Genomic DNA, 17,459 nt, shown 5'->3' on the forward strand with positions numbered 1-17,459 from the left:
CCGCCGAACCATTGCACAGCACGAAACGGACTCCGGTGACAGCCGGGATAGCGCAAGGAGTATTGATGCTCAAAGTCCTCTATTTGGCGCACGATCTGGCCGATCCTGCCGTGCGCCGCCGTGTGCTGATGTTGACGGAAGGAGGCGCCTCGGTGACGCTTTGCGGCTTCCGGCGAGGCGAAAACGCGCTTGCCGCCGTCAACGGTCTCACGCCGGTCGAACTTGGCCGAACCGCCGATGCCAAATTCGGCCAGCGGATGGCCGCTGTTGCAAGGGCGGTCGGCGGTCTGCGGGGCCTGCTGAGCGGTGTCGAACGGCCGGACGTGATCATCGGGCGCAATCTGGAATCGCTTGCAGTCGCCGAACGGGCAAGCCACCTCTTCGGCGGCGTGCCGATCGTCTACGAATGCCTCGACATCCATCGCCTGCTCGTCAATGACGGCATAACGGGCAGGCTGGTCCGCCGCGCCGAGGCCTATTTCGGGCGGGATGTGAAACTGATCTTGACGAGTTCGCCCGCCTTCATCGCGAACTACTTCGTTCCGCGCTCGGCTCTCAAGGCGCCTATCATGCTTGTCGAAAACAAGGTGCTGGCGCTTGACGGCATGCCGCAAGCCCAGATCCGCTTGCCCCCGAACGAGGGCGAGCCCTGGAAAATCGGCTGGTTCGGGGCGCTGCGCTGTCGCAAGTCATTGCAATTGCTCGCCGATTTTTCCAACAGGATGAACGGCCGTGTCCGCATCGTGCTGCGCGGCCGGCCGGCCTATTCCGAATTCGAGGACTTCGACACCTTCGTCGCCAATCAGCCCTACCTGAGCTTCGAGGGGCCATATAAGAACCCGGAAGACCTGCCGGCGATCTACAGCGACGTCCATTTCTCCTGGGCGATCGATTTCTTCGAGGAGGGTCTCAATTCCGCCTGGCTGCTTCCCAACCGGGTCTATGAAGGTTGCCTGCATGGCAGCGTTCCCATTGCGCTTGCGGGCACCGAGACGGCTCGCTTCCTGTCCCGCAAGGATATTGGCCTTACGCTGCACGACGCCTCTGTCGAAAGCCTTGAAGCGCTTTTCGAGGAACTGGCCGGTGAACGTTATGGCGCACTCGCTGCGGCAGTCGCCGCCGAGGATCGGAAGAGCTGGCTGGCCGACCGCAGCGATTGTCGCGCCCTGGTAGAAAATCTGTCCCGCCTTGTGCCGTCGGCCCCCGAAACGCACACGGCCGATGCCTCTAACCCCGCAACCGCAGTTCCAGAAGGGTCGACTGCAATGAAGACTGATGTTTGTTCCAGCGTCGCCAGCCTTATCATCATTCCTTGCCTGAACGAGGCAAAGCATATCAAGCCCTTGATCGAAAAACTGGGCTCCGCGCTTGATCAGTTGAACGCCCGCATCGTCGTCGCAGACGGCGGAAGCACCGACGGCACGCGTGAGATCGTCGGCCGTATCAGCAAAACGGACCCGCGCATCATCCTGCTCGACAACCCTGGCCGCATCCAGAGTGCAGCCATCAATCTCGCGGTCAAGACCTTCGGGCGCGATTATGAATACCTGATCCGCATCGACGCCCACGGCGACTATCCGGCAGATTACTGCCAGCGGCTCGTCGAAGAGGCCGAGCTTACTCAGGCGGATTCGGTCGTCGTCGCCATGGAGACGATCGGATTCGGCATATTCCAGAAGGCCACCGCTTTCGCGCAGAACTCCAAACTCGGCAATGGCGGCTCCAAGCATCGCGAGGGAGCCAAGGGCCATTGGACCGATCACGGCCACCATGCGCTGATGCGCATCGCAGCCTTCGAGACCGTCGGCGGCTACGATGAAACATTCAGTCATAATGAGGACGCGGAATTGGATTACCGTCTGAAAAAGGCGGGCTTTGGCATCTGGATGACCGATAAGACGCGGATGATCTACTATCCAAGATCAACCGTTGGAACGCTTTTCCGGCAATATCTCGGCTATGGCCGGGGCCGTGCGAAGAACATCCTCAAGCACGGCAGCATGCCGAACCTTCGCCAGATGCTGCCGCTCGCGGTGGTGCCTGTCTTTATCGGCGCGTTTCTGGCCGTGCTGAGCTGGATTGCGGTTATTCCGTTCAGCCTCTGGGCCGTTGCCTGCGTCGGCTACGGTTTCTGGATGGCGGTCGGCCAGCGCAATCCATACGGGCCGCTTGCCGCGCTCTCGGCCATGGTGATGCATTTCGCCTGGTCGGCCGGATTCTGGATGGAGCTCCTGAGCTTCCGCAACCGCAAGGCGTCTTGATGAAGGACCAAGGCATGCAGATCGATATCGGCGTTTGTACCTATCGCCGCGCCTCGTTGGACAAGGCGCTGCTTTCGCTTGGCGTGCTTGCTATTCCTGAAAACGTCACCCTGCGCATCATCGTTGCCGACAATGACTTGACGGCGAGCGCCCAGGAGCGCGTCAACGCGCTCCGCCAGGCGATCCCGCACGAGATCGCTTATGTGCACTGCCCGGCATCGAACATCTCGATTGCCCGCAACGCCTGCCTCGAAAATGCCACGGGCGAATTCCTGGCCTTCATCGACGACGATGAGGATGCTTCGGAAAACTGGCTGGTAGAACTGCTGAATGCGGCAAAAAAGACCGGCGCCGATGCAGTCCTCGGCCCGGTCCGCAGCGTCTATGCATCGACGGCTCCAGCCTGGATGCGCGAAGGTGATTTTCATTCGACGCTGCCGGTCTGGGTGGGCGAGGAAATTCGCACGGGCTACACCTGCAACGTGCTGCTCAATCTCGGCTCCGAACATGTCAAGGGCCGCCGCTTCAATCTGGCGCTTGGAAAGTCGGGCGGCGAAGACACCGAATTCTTCAGCCATATGCACCGGGACGGAGGACGCATCGCCTATGCTCCCGAAGCCTATGTCTATGAGGCGGTGCCGGAACAACGGGCAGAGCTTTCGTGGCTTGCCAAACGCCGTTTCCGTTTCGGCCAGACCCATGGACGTCTGCTGCAGGAAAGGCATCAGGGCCTCAACCGCCTGAAACAGATCGGGCTTGCCACCGCAAAGGCAGGCTATTGCCTGGGCGTGGCACTCGTCTGTATCCTTGTGCCCGTTCCACGCTATCGCTACGCGCTTCGCGGCATGATGCATCTCGGCGTCGTTAGCGGCCTGCTCGGCGTGCGCGAAATTCGCCAGTATGGCGCAGCAGAGGGGACTGCATGACGAAGGAGCAGCCGGACATCAGCTTCATCATGGCTGCCTATAACGCAGCTGAAACGCTTTCGAAGGCGATCGAAAGCGCGCTGGCGCAGACCGGCGTGACCGTCGAGGTCATTGTTGCAGACGATTGCTCGGGCGATGGCACGCGCGAGGTGGCCAAAAGCTATTTTCAAAGGAATGTCCGTCTGCTTACGCTCGAAAGGAACGGCGGACCGGCCGCAGCGCGCAACGCAGCCATTGCCGCGGCAACGGGGCGGTGGCTTGCCGTGCTCGATTCCGACGACGCGATCGAACCGGGGCGGCTGGCCAGACTGATTGCCCGCGCCGAGAAAGCTGGTGCGCAGATCGCGGTCGACAATCTGCGGGTGATCCGCGCCGACGGCACGCCGCCGGAAACGATGTTTTCCGAAGGCGCGCTGGCAGCCATGCCGGAACTGACGCTGGCCGATTTCATTCGCTCCAATGCTCTTTTCCAGACGACCCATAATTTCGGCTATCTCAAGCCTGTTTTCGAACGAGCCTTCATCGAGCGGCACGCACTGCGCTTCGACGAAAATCTGCGGATCGGCGAGGACTATGTATTCCTCGCCTCTGCGCTGGCGCTTGGGGCGCGCTGCGTGGTCGAGCCCGTTGCGGGCTATGACTACAATATCCGCGAGGGTTCCATCTCCCGGGTGCTGGAACTGCGGCATATCGAGGCGATGATGGAGGCCGACAGGGTCTTCCTTGGCAAGCACACGCTCGATGTGGAGGCCGTGTCTGCGCAGCAGTTCCGGACACGGAGCCTGCGGCAGGCAAGATCGTTCCTCCTGCTTGTCGACAGCATCAAGAACAGGTCGATCTCCGGCACGATCAAGGCGGCATGGAGCGATCCGGTCGCGCTGCGCCACCTCAAGATGCCGATCGCTGTCCGCATCAACAGATTGGCCGCGGCATTGCGCAATCTCGCCGGCCTCAAGACAGACATTCAAACGTTCGGCAGCGTGCCGCGCTCGCCCAAAGGATGACCACATGAACCAACGAAACCTGACCCTGCACAGCACGGTACCGAAAGCGTCCGACGATTCCGACAGCTTCATCGATATCGATCGGCTGATTGCGATCCTGTCTCGCCGCGCCGGTTCGATCGCGCTTTGCGTCGTCGCGTTCGTGGCGCTTGCTGCCATCTATCTGATCCTTTCGACACCCGTCTACACATCGATGACGCAGATCCTGCTCGATGACAGCATGACCAAATATGCCGAGGACGAGGCGCCTGCCGCCAGCGCCCAGCAGGTGGACATGCAGATCGCGAGCGCCGTCGAGATTCTGAAGTCGAACGAACTGGCGCTGAGCGTGGTCGATGCTCAAAACCTCTCCGAGAACGCGACCATCCTCGATCCCGGGCAGTCGCCCGTCGAACTCGTGAAATCCGGGGTGAAAATCATTGCCAGCGCCCTGACACCGGGCGGGCCGCCGGCCTCGGAGGAGAATGCCCGCAATGGCCGCCGTCAGAAGGCCGCGGCCATGCTGCAGCAGGCACTGAGCGTGGAACGCGTTTCGCGCAGTTCGGTGATCGCCGTCGCCTTCCGCTCGACGGACCAGATGCTGGCGGCAAGGGTGACGAAAGCCTATGCAGACGCCTATCTGAACGACCAGCTCAACGCGAATTTCGACGCAACGGAACGCGCCTCCGTCTGGTTGCAGGAACGTCTTGCCGACCTGCGCGACCGTTCGCAGCAGGCTGCGCTCGAAGTCGCAAAGTTCAAGACCGAAAACGGCCTGACGTCGGCGAACGGCGAACTGATGTCCGAGCAGCAGCTTGCCGACCTCAACAAGCAGCTCATCGTCGCGCAGGCTGATGCGGCCAGCGCCTCGGCCCGCTACAGCCAGTTCAAGTCGATTGTCGATCAGGGTCCGGAAGGTGCGGTCAACAACGCGGCAATTTCCTCCGGCCAGACCGACAATTCCGTGATCCAGGACCTGCGCACCCGTTATATCGGGGTCACCCGCCGCGAGCAGGAGATCACCACCAATTTCGGTGCCGACCATCCGCAGGCCGTGCAGCTGCGCACGGAAAAGGAAGACCTGACGCGCCAGATCTTCCAGGAACTCCAGCAGCTCACCTCCAGCTACCGCAACGAGTTCGAGGTCGCCAAATCGCGTGAGGAATCGCTTCGGGAAAACATCCGGCATCTGACCGGAAAGAACTCCGAATCCGACAAGTCGATCGTCAAGCTCAACGATCTCGAACAGCGGGCAACCGCGTTGAAGACGCTCTATGAGGCCTATCTCGGTCGTTACGAGGAAGCTGCACAGCAGCAGTCCTTCCCGATCGCCAAGGCGCGTGTGATTTCCGAAGCCGGTATCCCGACGTCACCGTCGAGCCCGAAGAAGACCATGACGCTTGGTCTGGCGATCGTCCTCGGCCTGATGGCTGGCGCCGCGCTGACGGCATTCCAGGAATTCCGCGAGCGCTTCTTCCGCGTCGAGGGTGACGTTCGCTCCATCCTCGGCCTGAAGTTCCTCGGCTATCTGCCGCTGGTCGGCAAGTTGCCGAAGGAGCGCAAGGTCTTCCAGCCGCGCAAGACCCCGCTGCCACAGGCCGCAGAAGTGCTCGAAGACGGCGCCAGTTTCGAACGCATCATGCGTATCGTTCTTGAAGCGCCCCGCTCGATCTTTGCCGAAACGCTACGCAACGCCAAGCTTGCAAGCGACGTCATGTTCCAGGGAAAGAGCGACCGTGTCATCGGCGTCATCTCCGCCCTTCCAGGCGAAGGCAAGTCGACGACGGCGGCCAACTTCGCAGCACTGCTTGCCTCAAGCGGCAAGCGCACGTTGCTGATCGACGCCGACCTTCGCAACCCGGGCCTGACGCGCATGCTGAAGACCCCGCCGCAGCATGGACTGGTCGAAGCGGTGCTCGGCGAAGTGCCGTGGGCAAGCGCCGTCAGGGTCGACAGCCACACCAAGCTTGCGATCCTGCCGGTCGTTTCGAACGACAACCTGATGCACACCAGCGAGCTTCTTGCCTCGCAGGGCATGTTCAATTTGATGGAAAATGCCCGCAAGATGTTCGACTACATCGTCGTCGACCTTGCACCGCTCGGCCCGGTCATCGACGCGAAGGCCTTCGCGCCTCAGGTCGATGGCTTCCTGTTCGTGACGGAATGGGGCCAGACGCCGACCAACATGGTGCGCGATATCGTCAACGCCGAACCGCAGATCAAGCAGAAGATCCTGGGCGTCATCCTCAACAAGACGGATATGTCCGAGCTCTCCAAATTCAGCAACTTCGGCGGAGCAGAACGCTACCACCACAAGTATGTCAGCTATTACACGCCGGAAATTCCCCCGAAGCGGCAGTCTGCCGAAGCCTGATCAGGTGGAGAAGAGGTGAACCCGACCCCGCCAGAGGCGGGCGACGGTCAACCGCCCGCTCTTGAATGCCCGCGTGTCCAGATTGAGTCGCCGCGGCTGGATGTCCGGCTCGCTGCAGGGCGTGTGGCCATGAACGACAAGCTTCGGCAGCGGGATGCCGCTGTCGAGAAACCGCTCGCGGATGAAGACGAGGTCATCATCGCTTTGCTTGTCGATCGTAAGGCTGGGGTCGATCCCGGCATGGACGAACAAAACGTCCGGTGTATCGACGAGGATCGGCAGCGCCCGCATGAAGTCGATATGCTGGCGCGGCAGCGATTGGCGGATGAAGCCGTCAAGCTTCGAGGCCGTCGGAAAGATCAGCGGCAGGTGCTCGGCGTCGAGGCCATAGGAGCGCAGCAGCGAATCGGCGCCCATGCGCATCCATTCGGAAAACGAGATCTTCCCGTCGATATAGTCGAGCATCATGATTTCGTGGTTGCCGGTCAGGCAGATGCGGTCGAAACTTTCCGGCACCGGCCCCATCAGATGGGAGATCACCTGTGCAGATGACGGGCCGCGGTCGATGTAATCGCCAAGCATGATGATGAGCTTGCGCCCGGGCAGGCGTGCTGCATCCCGCACGATCGTATATTCGGCCATCTGCAGAAGATCATGCCGCCCATGGACGTCGCCGACGGCATAGATCGGCCTGTCGCCGGGATCGAGCTGGAGGCGTTGCCGCGCGGGCGATAGCATCATGGGAACCTCCTGGTCATCTTCGATGGATGAGCCATAATCAATCCTGTGCCTGACTGAAAGCTGCGCCGTGGACAATTGGAAGGTTTGCGGGATGGTCAGGCATGGCCATCTCTATCAAGCTGGTAAGAAAATTCAAACTGCACCGGTTTTGTAGAAAAACCGGCCTTATCATCGAGGCTGCGATCCATCACTTCTATCATCATCGAACAAGAGTACGATCGATGGGAACCGTATCGCAATTTCACGACCGGGCGCGGCCGGTCGCACGGCGCATCGGAAGCGAGGAAGAGGCGATCAGCACGGCCCGCACCCTTGCCGCCGCCTTTCAGCGCCAGTCGAGCGAGCGCGACATCAATCGAATCCTGCCCTATCAGGAAATCGACGCCCTCTCGCAATCCGGCCTTGGCGCGATCACCGTTCCGCCCGAATATGAAGGACTGGACGTTGGCAATTCGCTGCTCGCCGAAATCGTTGCGATTATCGCTGAAGGCGATCCCTCGATCGGGGAGTTCCTGGAAGTCCACTTTTCGGTACTCGACGGACTTCGGCAGCAGGCTGGCGAAGAGCTGCAGCGCGCCCTTTATGCGCGCGTACTTGAAGGCGATCGTTTTGCTGCGGCCGCTTTTCCCGATGCTGCCACAGTCGGTTCCCGCGCTCTCGGGTATCGACTGAATGGCCGCAGCACGTCGTCGCCGGCGGTGCTCTTTTCCGATTGGATCGCGATCGGAATTGACCAGACGGTGCTCTACCTCCCCTCCGACAAGGAAGGCCTTCAGCTTGTCGATGATTGGGACGGCCTTGGGCAGCGCACCAACGGCACAGCCGCCATCGTGGCCAGCGACTTGCACGTGGAGGGGAATGTTGTCGCGCTTGCCGCGCATGCGCCATCGGCGATCGGCGAGCTGCTGCATGCGGCCGTCGATCTTGGAATAGCGCGTGCGGTTCTTTCCGCCGATGCCGGCTCAGCGCCGGCTAACGACTTCGGCAAGCTTGCGATCGGCGCAGAGACGGTCGCCGCGCTTTTGGAAAGGGCTGGCCGCAAGCTCGACATCGCACAGATCAACATCAGCGGCCCGGCGGGCGAAGATGCCTATTTCTGCGCGACTGCCGCGCGCGCCGTCGCAAGCAAGGTGGCAATAGATGCCTCGAACCTGATTTTCGAACTGATGGGGGAAAACACCGCGAGTATCGCGCTCAATCTCGACCGCCATTGGCGCAACGCCCGCATCCGTGCGCTGAAAACATCCGCCGATGTTCTTCATCGGCGCGCCGCCCGTCATTTGCGCAAGGATCGCTAGGTCAGCCTGCCGCGAAAACGGGCATAGTCTCGTCGCCTCCATCGCCAAGCTTGCCGCCCTTGGCGACGAATTGCTCGAGCGTCATGTTGTCGAGGATATCGGCGATCGCATCGCGCACTTCGGTCATCGAGCGGCGCACATGACAGGTTTCCGGATTCGAACAGTCGTCGCAGGCTTCATAAGCCGTGCGGCTTGCGCAGCGAATGGGAGCGAGCGGCCCGTCGAGCGTGCGGATGACGTGACCGATGCGGATTTCCGAGGCCGGCCGCGACAGCGAATAGCCGCCGCCCGGCCCCTTCTTGGAGCGAAGGATGCCGACATTGCGCAGCTCCAGAAGGATCGTATCGAGGAATTTTTTCGGGATATTGTTGCGTGCGGCGACATCGTTGATGAAGGCGGTTTCCCCCGGCGCCAGACGCGCCAGATCAACCAGTGCCTTCAATCCGTATTTTCCCTTTTTGGTCAGCATTTACGATCGCCCCGCAGATCCGCGCGCTGCTTTCTTCTATCCATGCAAATAGCGTCGAAAGCATGAACACACAAGAAATAGCTATTATTTATATAGGTTAACTTTAACATCATGGCTCTCCTCAAAAATGATGATCGTGCCTATAAGAGTTTCGATGCAATAATTTTCGCCGGCTTCAAGCTGGAATTGAAAATCGGCCGATGGAAACGCTTGCCAACCTTGACCCTTCGTACGCAGCGCCGAACTCGGCAGCTTCTCGGCTGCCGCGCGCAGGCTTTCGGTCACACCGGCTGCCGTCAGCCGGAACGTCGCAACGTTGGAAACCAGGCTTGGTGTCCGGCCTTTCCAACGCAGCACCCGTAAGCTGACTTGACAGAAGCCGGTGAGCGCTTCCTTTTTGCCATCCGCGGCAATCTCGAGAGCCTGCAGGAAGCGATCGCAGATGTCTCGGCAGATCGCGGCGAACCGTGCGGTATCTTGAAAGTCAGCATGAGCCCGACTTTCGGCCTCACTTATATCCTTCCGCTGTTGCCGGGCTTTGTCGCGCGTTATCCGCAGATCCGGCCGGAATGGATATTTGAGAACCGGCAGGTCGACCTGATCGCCGAAGGTTACGATGCGGCAATCGGCGGCGGTTTCGAGCTGACGCCCGGCGTAATAGCCCGTACACTTGCACCCGCGCACCTGATCGCTGTCGCCTCTCCATCCTATATGCACGACCGCACCCCACCTGCCGATCCAGCCGGCCTTTCCGCTTTCGACGGCATCGTCATGCGCTCGATGCGCACCGGACGCATCCGCCATTGGCAGATGCGCAATGCCGCAGGCGAGGAGATTGCTGGAGGGCCGCGGGAAAAGATCGTCCTCAACGATCCCGCCGCCATGTGCCGCGCGGCAGTCCTGGGCCTTGGGGTGGCGCTGATTGCAAAACCCGACGCCCTGCCCTGTCTCGAAAGCGGCGAACTCGTCCGGCTCATCCCGCAATGGTATGCCGATGCCGGACCGATCTCGCTCTATTATCCCAGCCATTCCCTTCTTCCCGCAAAGACCCGCGTCTTCGTGAATTTCCTCACCGAGGAATTCCGGGCTCAGAAGCTTTCCGCTCGCTTTGCAGGCAGCCTGGGCTGAACAGTCGCTCAGGCTTTTCTAAACGCTTTCAAGAAACAGCGGATGCCCGATGCCGACATTAAGTGGGCGGCCACGGCTATCCAATTGACAGATATCCTACAAGTGGATATGTCTATCGGTATTCGGAACTCACGCAGGAGCGGGATCGGCATGGCGCTTAAGACGATGAAGCCTCTGACGCGGGCGCCTCTGCTGCACGTCTCGGTGCAAGAGAGCCTTCGCGCCTATATTGCCGACAACGGCCTTTCGCCGGGAACTCTGCTGCCGGCCGAGGGAGAGCTTGCAAGCCAACTCGGCGTCAGCCGCAATTCGTTGCGCGAGGGCATCAAGGCGCTGGAGTCGCTTGGCGTTCTGGAATCGCGGCGCGGTGTCGGCATCTTCGTGAAGGCCTTCTCCTTCGAGCCACTGCTCGACAACCTGGCTTACGGGCTCGGCGGCGCGCTTCGCCAGATCGAGGAAGTCCTCGAGATCCGCCGCACGCTCGAAGTCGGTCTGATCGGCAAGACGCTGGAGATGATCAGCGACGAGGATATCGCCGAGCTGCGTGCGACGGTCAACAGGATGCGTCTTTATGCCGAGCGCGGCCAGTCATTTGCCGAAGACGACCAGCTCTTCCACCGCCTGCTTTTCCGCTGCCAGAACAACGAGACGCTCGTGCGGCTGATCGATGTCTTCTGGCTGGCTTTTTACAAGGCGTCCGACTTCGTCAATCTCGACAATGTCGATCCCATGGCCACCTGGAGGGACCACGAGGCGATCGTCGATGCGGTGGAAGCAAAGAACCTGGAGGAAGCGCGCATGCGCCTGGATCGCCATTATGCCGGCATCTCCCGGGTGATTGCAAATAACAAGACAAGTTCAAATGTGGGAGGAACACAATGAAACGACTGTCCAGACTATCGGCCATCGCGCTCGCCGCGATGATGGCAACGACCGCCATTCCAGCGTTCACACCGCCGGCTGAAGCAGCGACCCTTTCCGGCGGCTTCGACGTCGGCCCCGGCGGCTTTCAGGGCAATTTCAATCCGCTGGCGGCGACCGCAGGCTTCACCTGGCTCAGTATCTATTTCGAGCCGCTCGTTGCCTATGACGATAAGCTGCAGAAGGTCGTCGGCGTACTGGCCTCGTCTTATGAGGTCAGCGACGACCAGAAGACCTACACCTTCAAGCTCGCGGATGCGAAGTGGCATGACGGCAAGTCCTTCACGGCCAAGGATGCGAAATTCACCATTGAACTGGCGATGAATGCCAAGACGGGCTCGGTGCTTGCCGCCCGCCTCAAGCCGGTTTCCGCGGTCGAGGCACCCGACGACCATACGCTCGTCGTCAAGCTGAGCGCACCGAGCGCCAGTATCCTGGATACGATGACCAAGGTGATGATGCTGCCCGAGCACGCGCTCGCCACCATCCCCGCCGATCAGCTTGCAAAGAGCACCTGGTGGTCGACGTCGCCGATCGGTACCGGCCCGTTCAAGTTCACCAAATACGTCGCCGACCAATATGTAGAGCTCGCTGCCAACATCGAATATCGCGGCGGCAAGCCGGCGCTGGAAAGGGTGATCAATCGCTATTTCGCCGATCCGGCGGCAGCGATCGCTGCGCTGCGGTCGGGTGAAATCCAGTTCACCTATGTCGATTCCAACGACGTGCCGACCTTCAAGGACGACAAGTCCTTCAAGGTCATCGAAGGCAATTCCTTCGTCGTCAACTATCTGGGCTTCAACCACGATTCGCCGATCTGGAAGGACGTGCGCCTCCGTCAGGCGGTGATGTATGCCATCAATCGCGACGCCATCATCAAGAGCCTTTACGGCGGCGCTGCGACGCCGGCCAATTGCGCCTATATCGCCGATCGGCTGGTGCCGAAGGATATCGAAGCCTACGCCTACGATCCGCAAAAGGCCAAGGAACTGCTGAAGGAAGCCGGCTGGGACGAGATCAACGGCGCAAAGCCGATCACGCTCCTGACCTACTACACGACGCCGCTTGCGACCAACGTGCTCGCGGCCGTGCAGGCGATGCTCGCCCAGGTCGGCATCAACGTCGTTCCGCGCGCCGTCGATGCGCCGACCTACAACAGCATCGTGCTGAAGGCAGATGCCGACATCTCGCAGTTCCAGATGGTCTATGCCGGCCTGCAAAACGGCCCGGATGCCGGCAGCATCAATCCCGGCCTCAACGAAAAGCAGATTCCGCCGGCAGGCCCGAACGTCGTGCGAGCCCGCATGCCGGATCTGACCTCAGCACTCGATGCTGCCCTTGCCGAAACCGACGCCAGCAAGCGCGATGCCCGCTACCAGCAGGTCTGCAAGGTGATGAACACCGAGTTGCCCTGGGCAACGCTCTGGGTCGCGAACCGCTACGGCGTGGTGTCGACGAAGGTCAAGGATTTCGTCTGGACGCCGGCTCCAGGCGGCGGGCCATACCAGGCCAATCCGCAGCAGTGGTCGATCGCCGAATAAGGCGCTCTTCTTGAACGATCGAGGGTGGCTTCGGCCACCCTCACGGAATGGATTTCCAATGCTCAGATACAGCCTCCGGCGCGTGATCATCGGGATGGGCATGCTCGTTGCCTTGAGCGCGCTGATCTTCCTGCTGCTGCGCCTTGCCCCCGGCGATCCGATCGATGCCTATATCGATCCCAACATCCCCATGTCGTCGTCTGATCTTGCTGAATTGCGCAGCCGGCTCGGGCTCGACCAGACTTTGCCGGTTCAGTATCTCGCATGGCTGCAGCAGGCGCTGGCGGGCAATCTCGGCTACTCGATCAAGCGGCTGGACCAGCCGGTCCTGACCCTCGTGCTTTCGCGCATCGGCCCGACGGTGCTTTTAATGGGCACCGCGCTGGTCATCTCGATCGTCGCCGGGATCGCGACCGGCGTCATCAGCGCCGTGCGCCGCAATTCCCTCGCCGATATTTCCTTTTCGGTCTTCGCGCTTGCCGGCATTTCCAGCCCGGCCTTTCTGAGCGCGCTGATCGGTCTTTACATTTTTTCCGTCCGGCTGAACTGGACGCCGTCGGGCGGCATGCTGACGCCGGGCGAGGCGTTTTCCGTCCTCGATCTCCTGCGGCATCTGATCCTGCCTGCCGCACTGCTCGCCATCGCCCAGGCTGCCTTGATCATGCGCTACATGCGCGCCTCGATGCTCGAAGTCCTCAACCAGGATTACGTGCGCACCGCCCGCGCCAAAGGCGTCGTCGAATTCTGGGTCATCGCCAAGCATGCTCTCAGAAACGCGCTGCTGCCCGTCGTCACGCTGATCGGTTCGACTATCGGCCTTGCGATTGGCGGGGCGATCTTCATCGAAAGCGTCTTCAACTGGCCGGGCATGGGCCTTCTGCTCGTCGATGCCGTGGAGACGCGCGACTATCCCGTCATCATGGGTGCGACGCTCGTCATCGGCACCTGCGTCATCATCGTCAATCTGCTGACCGATATCGCCTATGCGCTTATCGATCCGCGCATCAAGGTGGGTTGATCCATGCTGGCCCGCGCCCCAACCCGCAGCCCAGGCCCTCTCGCCCGCGCCTTTGACCGCTTCCTTCTCAACCGGGCAGCCGTCTTCGGGCTATGCGTCGCAATCCCGATGCTTTTGATCATCCTGTCCTATCCGCTCTGGTGGCCTTTCCTGCCGAACGACATCGATCTTCTGGCCATGAACAGCGGCCCGACCGCGACGCATTGGTTCGGCACGGACGGCGTTGGCCGCGATGTCTTTGCCCGGGTTCTGGAGGGCGGCCGCATCTCGCTTCTGGTCGCCGTCGCCTCGACTGCGATCTCTGCGATGATCGGTTTTCTCTTCGGCGCCGTCTCCGCCCTGGCCGGCCGCTGGGCTGATGCGCTTTCCATGCGCTTCGTCGACCTGGTCATGACGCTGCCGCCCGTCATCTTCCTGCTCGTGCTCGCCTCGATTGCCGGTACCGGCATCTGGCCGACGGTGCTGGTGATCTCGCTGCTCTCCTGGCCGCTGCTTGCCCGCATGATCCGCTCGCGCCTGCTGGAACTGCGCGAACGCGATTTCGTCCTTTCGGCGCGCGGCATGGGCGCCGGCCTGCCGCACCTGTTGTTCCGTCACGGCCTGCCGAATTCGATCGATATCCTGATGGTCTATGCGACGCTGCAGATCGCCAATGCCATTCTGCTCGAGGCCGGCCTCTCCTTCCTCGGGCTCGGCATTGCGCCGCCTGCTGCAAGCTGGGGCAACATGTTGAATGCCGCCCGCTCCACCGCGGTTCTCGAACAATATCCATGGCAATGGCTCTTCCCCGGTGGGGCGCTGGTTCTTGCCGTGCTTGCGATCAATTTCATTGGCGATGGCCTGAGGGACGCCTTCGACCCTCGCGCCGAATTAAACTGACAATCGAAAGAAAGCGAAATGAGCAAATTCAAGGGTGTGGTTCCTCCTGTCGTAACGCCGCTGAATCCGGATTTCACCGTCGACTATCCCTCCTATACGCGCGTTCTGGAGCACCTGATCGGCGCCGGCTGCCACGGGGTCTTCGTGCTCGGTTCGACGAGCGAGGTGGTCTTTTACGACGACAAGGCGCGGCGCGAGATCATCGAACATTCGGCCAAGGTGGTGAACGGCCGCGTGCCGCTCATCGTCGGCACCATCGATCCGACGACCGATCGGGTCATCTCGCACGCGAAGATCGCAAAGGCCGCGGGTGCTGACGCCGTTGTCGTAACAGCACCCTTCTACACCGTTACCAGCCAGCCCGAGATCCTCGACCACTTCCGCTATATCCGCGACGCCGTCGACGTGCCGCTCATCGCCTACGACATTCCCGTCTGCGTCAACGTCAAGCTGCAACGCCAAACGACCGTGACGCTTGCCAAGGAAGGCACGATCATCGGCTTGAAGGATTCAAGCGGCGACGACGGCAATTTCCGCTATGCGCTTCTCGATCTCGCCGCGCACAAGGACGTCTTCCTGATGACAGGCTCGGAAATCGTTGTTGACACCGCGCTGCTGATGGGTGCGCATGGCGTCGTTCCGGGCATCGCCAATGTCGACCCGCACGGTTATGTCCGCCTTTGGGATGCAGCACAGCGCGGCGACTGGGCTCTCGCGAAGCAGGAGCAGGAACGTCTTTGCCGGCTTTTCGAAATTGTCTGGGTCGCGCAGGGCCGTGTCAGCGGCGGCGCCTCGGGCATCGGCGCCTTCAAGACTGCCATGAAACGGCTCGGCATCATCGATACTGCCTTCATGCCGCGGCCGCGTGCTCCGCTTAACCAGGCCGAGACCGCCCGGATTGACGAGATCCTGCGCGCGACCGGGCTGCTTGGCTGATGATCGCCATGCAACAGACCGCCGATCCAATTCTCGACATTCGCGGACTGCGGACGATCTTTCGCATCCGCGGCGGCGAGGTGACGGCGGTCAACGGCATCGACCTGACCGTGGCCGCCGGCGAGACGCTGGCACTCGTCGGCGAATCCGGGTCGGGCAAGTCGGTGACGAGCCTTTCGGTCATGCGGCTGCTTTCACGCAATATCGGCGCGATCGCCGCCGGGAGCATTCGCCTGAAGCGGAAGAGCGGCAAAGTGGCCGACCTCGTCCTGCTTGACGAGCAGGACATGCGAAAGGTCCGCGGCGACGATATCGGCATGGTGTTTCAAGAGCCGATGTCGAGCCTCAATCCCGTCTTCACCATCGGCGACCAGATAGCAGAGCCGATCCGCATTCATCGCGGGGCGGAGCGGAAGGCGGCGATGAATGCGGCCATTGCCCTGCTCGAAAGCGTTGGCATTCCCGATGCGAAGCGCCGTGCCGGCCAATATCCGCATGAACTTTCCGGCGGCATGCGCCAGCGCGCGACGATCGCCATGGCGCTCGCCTGCGATCCGGCGCTATTGATTGCCGACGAGCCGACGACGGCGCTCGACGTGACGATCCAGGCACAGATCCTCGATCTGCTCTTGAAGCTGCAGCGCGAGCGCAGCATGGCGATGCTCTTCGTCACCCATAATCTCGGCGTCGTCGCGGAAATCGCCCACCGCGTCGCGGTCATGTATGCCGGGCGGATCGTCGAAGAGGGGCCGGTCGGCGAGGTTTTCCGCCATCCGAAGCATCCCTATACGATCGGCCTGCTCGCCTCGATGCCGCGGCTTGGCGATGCAACCCGCATGAAGCTCGCCGGCGAAAAGCTCGCCGCCATTCCCGGCATGGTGCCGAGCCTGATGAAAATGCCGCCGGGCTGCGCCTTTTCGCCTCGCTGCAGGTTCGCGATCGACGCGTGCTGCGCGGCCGTCCCGCCGCTCGACGACGTCAATGCGCAACATAAAAGCCGCTGTATCCGCTGGCGGGAGATTTAGATGAACGAGCCTTTGCTTTCGGTTCGCGGTCTTGCGAAACATTATATCTCGCGCGGGACGAAACTTACGATCCTGCAGGATATCTCCTTCGATATCGGCAAGGGCGAGGTCGTCGGTCTCGTCGGCGAATCCGGCAGCGGCAAGACGACGATCGGCCGCTCGGTGCTGCGCCTGGTCGAACCCTCCTCCGGAAGCGTGCGCTTTGACGGAACCGAACTCACCGCGCTGACGGCCAGCGCCATGCGGCGGGCCCGGCCGCGCATGCAGTATATTTTCCAGGATCCCTATGCCAGCCTCTCGCCGCGCATGACCATCGGCGAAATACTGACGGAGGGGTTGACGATCCAGGGCATCGGAAAGCGCGAGGAACGGCTCGACCGGGCGCGGTCGGCCCTTGAACAGGTCGATCTTCCGGCCGACGCGCTCAATCGCTATGCGCATGAATTTTCCGGCGGACAGCGCCAACGCATCGGTATTGCGCGTGCATTGACGCTGTCGCCGGAATTCATCGTTGCCGACGAGCCCGTTTCGGCGCTCGACGTCTCCATCCAGGCGCAGGTCATCAACCTGCTGCGCGATCTGCAGCAGCGCCTTGGCCTCACCATGCTTTTCATTTCGCATGACTTGGCCGTGGTCGAATATATCTGCGACCGGGTGATCGTGCTCTATCTCGGGCGGATCATGGAGATCGGGGCGAGCGCCGATCTCTATGCCAGGCCGAAGCATCCCTATACCCGCGCCCTGCTCTCGGCGATCCCCTCGCCTGACCCGGATGCCAGGCGTAACCGGCAGATATTGCAGGGCGACATTCCAAGCCCCGCCAATCCGCCGAGCGGCTGCGTCTTCCGCACGCGCTGTCCAAAGGCGCTGGATGCCTGCGCCCGGACCGTGCCGGAACTGCGCGAAGTGGCCCCTGGGCATTTCAAGGCCTGCATTCGAGACGACCTGGATTGATCGGC

14 protein-coding genes and 2 pseudogenes are annotated in these 17,459 nt (G+C 61.4%); 14 read left to right on the plus strand and 2 right to left on the minus strand.

Translation table 11 applies throughout. The features are described 5' to 3' along the window. Nucleotides 1-65 precede the first annotated feature (65 nt). The 5 genes and pseudogenes from EV130_RS34275 to EV130_RS25070 form a co-directional block, all read left to right on the plus strand. Nucleotides 66-1,202: pseudogene (locus EV130_RS34275) on the plus strand (glycosyltransferase); the annotation flags it as partial. 63 nt (nt 1,203-1,265) lie between these two features. Next, nucleotides 1,266-2,261, plus strand: coding sequence for a glycosyltransferase family 2 protein (locus EV130_RS32690; protein WP_165918575.1), 996 nt, complete (start codon nt 1,266-1,268; stop codon nt 2,259-2,261). Nucleotides 2,262-2,275: 14 nt separating this feature from the next. Then, nucleotides 2,276-3,187, plus strand: a complete 912-nt coding sequence (locus tag EV130_RS25060) for a glycosyltransferase family 2 protein (RefSeq protein ID WP_425375576.1) — start codon at nt 2,276-2,278, stop codon at nt 3,185-3,187. After that, nucleotides 3,184-4,191 carry a glycosyltransferase family 2 protein gene (locus tag EV130_RS25065; RefSeq protein ID WP_132661909.1) on the plus strand — a complete coding sequence of 336 codons (1,008 nt, stop codon included), beginning with the start codon at nt 3,184-3,186 and terminating at the stop codon, nt 4,189-4,191. Before EV130_RS25060 ends, EV130_RS25065 begins: the two co-directional genes overlap by 4 nt. 4 nt (nt 4,192-4,195) lie before the next feature. Then, nucleotides 4,196-6,544 carry a polysaccharide biosynthesis tyrosine autokinase gene (locus tag EV130_RS25070; RefSeq protein ID WP_074062118.1) on the plus strand — a complete coding sequence of 783 codons (2,349 nt, stop codon included), beginning with the start codon at nt 4,196-4,198 and terminating at the stop codon, nt 6,542-6,544. Here the strand turns inward: EV130_RS25070 and EV130_RS25075 are convergent, their stop codons facing one another. Beyond that, nucleotides 6,545-7,282 (minus strand): metallophosphoesterase family protein, encoded by a 738-nt coding sequence (locus EV130_RS25075; RefSeq protein ID WP_132553879.1) that lies wholly within the window; start codon nt 7,280-7,282, stop codon nt 6,545-6,547. It lies immediately after the preceding gene. Between the two features lie 224 nt (nt 7,283-7,506). Between EV130_RS25075 and EV130_RS25080 the strand changes: the two genes are divergently transcribed. Next, nucleotides 7,507-8,583, plus strand: coding sequence for an acyl-CoA dehydrogenase family protein (locus tag EV130_RS25080; protein ID WP_132661911.1), 1,077 nt, complete (start codon nt 7,507-7,509; stop codon nt 8,581-8,583). Between the two features lies 1 nt (nt 8,584). Here EV130_RS25080 and EV130_RS25085 read toward each other — a convergent pair whose 3' ends face one another. Further along, nucleotides 8,585-9,052 (minus strand): RrF2 family transcriptional regulator, encoded by a 468-nt coding sequence (locus EV130_RS25085; protein ID WP_074062119.1) that lies wholly within the window; start codon nt 9,050-9,052, stop codon nt 8,585-8,587. 200 nt (nt 9,053-9,252) lie between these two features. On the opposite strand from EV130_RS25085, the pseudogene EV130_RS25090 reads away from it, so the two are divergent. The 8 genes and pseudogenes from EV130_RS25090 (at nt 9,253) to EV130_RS25125 (ending at nt 17,454) form a co-directional block, all read left to right on the plus strand. Next, nucleotides 9,253-10,180, plus strand: a pseudogene (locus EV130_RS25090) (LysR substrate-binding domain-containing protein). Between the two features lie 150 nt (nt 10,181-10,330). Continuing rightward, nucleotides 10,331-11,062, plus strand: a complete 732-nt coding sequence (locus tag EV130_RS25095) for a FadR/GntR family transcriptional regulator (protein ID WP_132661913.1) — start codon at nt 10,331-10,333, stop codon at nt 11,060-11,062. Next, complete coding sequence (locus EV130_RS25100; protein WP_132661915.1) at nt 11,059-12,642, plus strand: ABC transporter substrate-binding protein; 1,584 nt, start codon at nt 11,059-11,061, stop codon at nt 12,640-12,642. The genes EV130_RS25095 and EV130_RS25100 overlap by 4 nt, the downstream gene beginning before the upstream one ends. A gap of 58 nt (nt 12,643-12,700) precedes the next feature. Beyond that, a complete protein-coding gene (locus tag EV130_RS25105) occupies nt 12,701-13,660 on the plus strand; it encodes an ABC transporter permease (RefSeq protein WP_074062123.1) in 960 nt (319 codons plus the stop codon). 3 nt (nt 13,661-13,663) lie between these two features. Continuing rightward, nucleotides 13,664-14,539, plus strand: a complete 876-nt coding sequence (locus EV130_RS25110; RefSeq protein ID WP_132661917.1) for an ABC transporter permease — start codon at nt 13,664-13,666, stop codon at nt 14,537-14,539. An 18-nt stretch (nt 14,540-14,557) separates the two neighbouring features. Then, complete coding sequence (locus tag EV130_RS25115) at nt 14,558-15,475, plus strand: dihydrodipicolinate synthase family protein (RefSeq protein WP_074062125.1); 918 nt, start codon at nt 14,558-14,560, stop codon at nt 15,473-15,475. An 8-nt stretch (nt 15,476-15,483) separates the two neighbouring features. Continuing rightward, nucleotides 15,484-16,500, plus strand: coding sequence for an ABC transporter ATP-binding protein (locus EV130_RS25120; RefSeq protein ID WP_132661919.1), 1,017 nt, complete (start codon nt 15,484-15,486; stop codon nt 16,498-16,500). Continuing rightward, nucleotides 16,501-17,454 carry an ABC transporter ATP-binding protein gene (locus tag EV130_RS25125; protein WP_132661921.1) on the plus strand — a complete coding sequence of 318 codons (954 nt, stop codon included), beginning with the start codon at nt 16,501-16,503 and terminating at the stop codon, nt 17,452-17,454. Nucleotides 17,455-17,459 lie beyond the last annotated feature (5 nt).

Origin of the sequence: Rhizobium azibense (assembly GCF_004342325.1) — a bacterium.
GTDB classification, from domain to species: domain Bacteria; phylum Pseudomonadota; class Alphaproteobacteria; order Rhizobiales; family Rhizobiaceae; genus Rhizobium; species Rhizobium etli_B.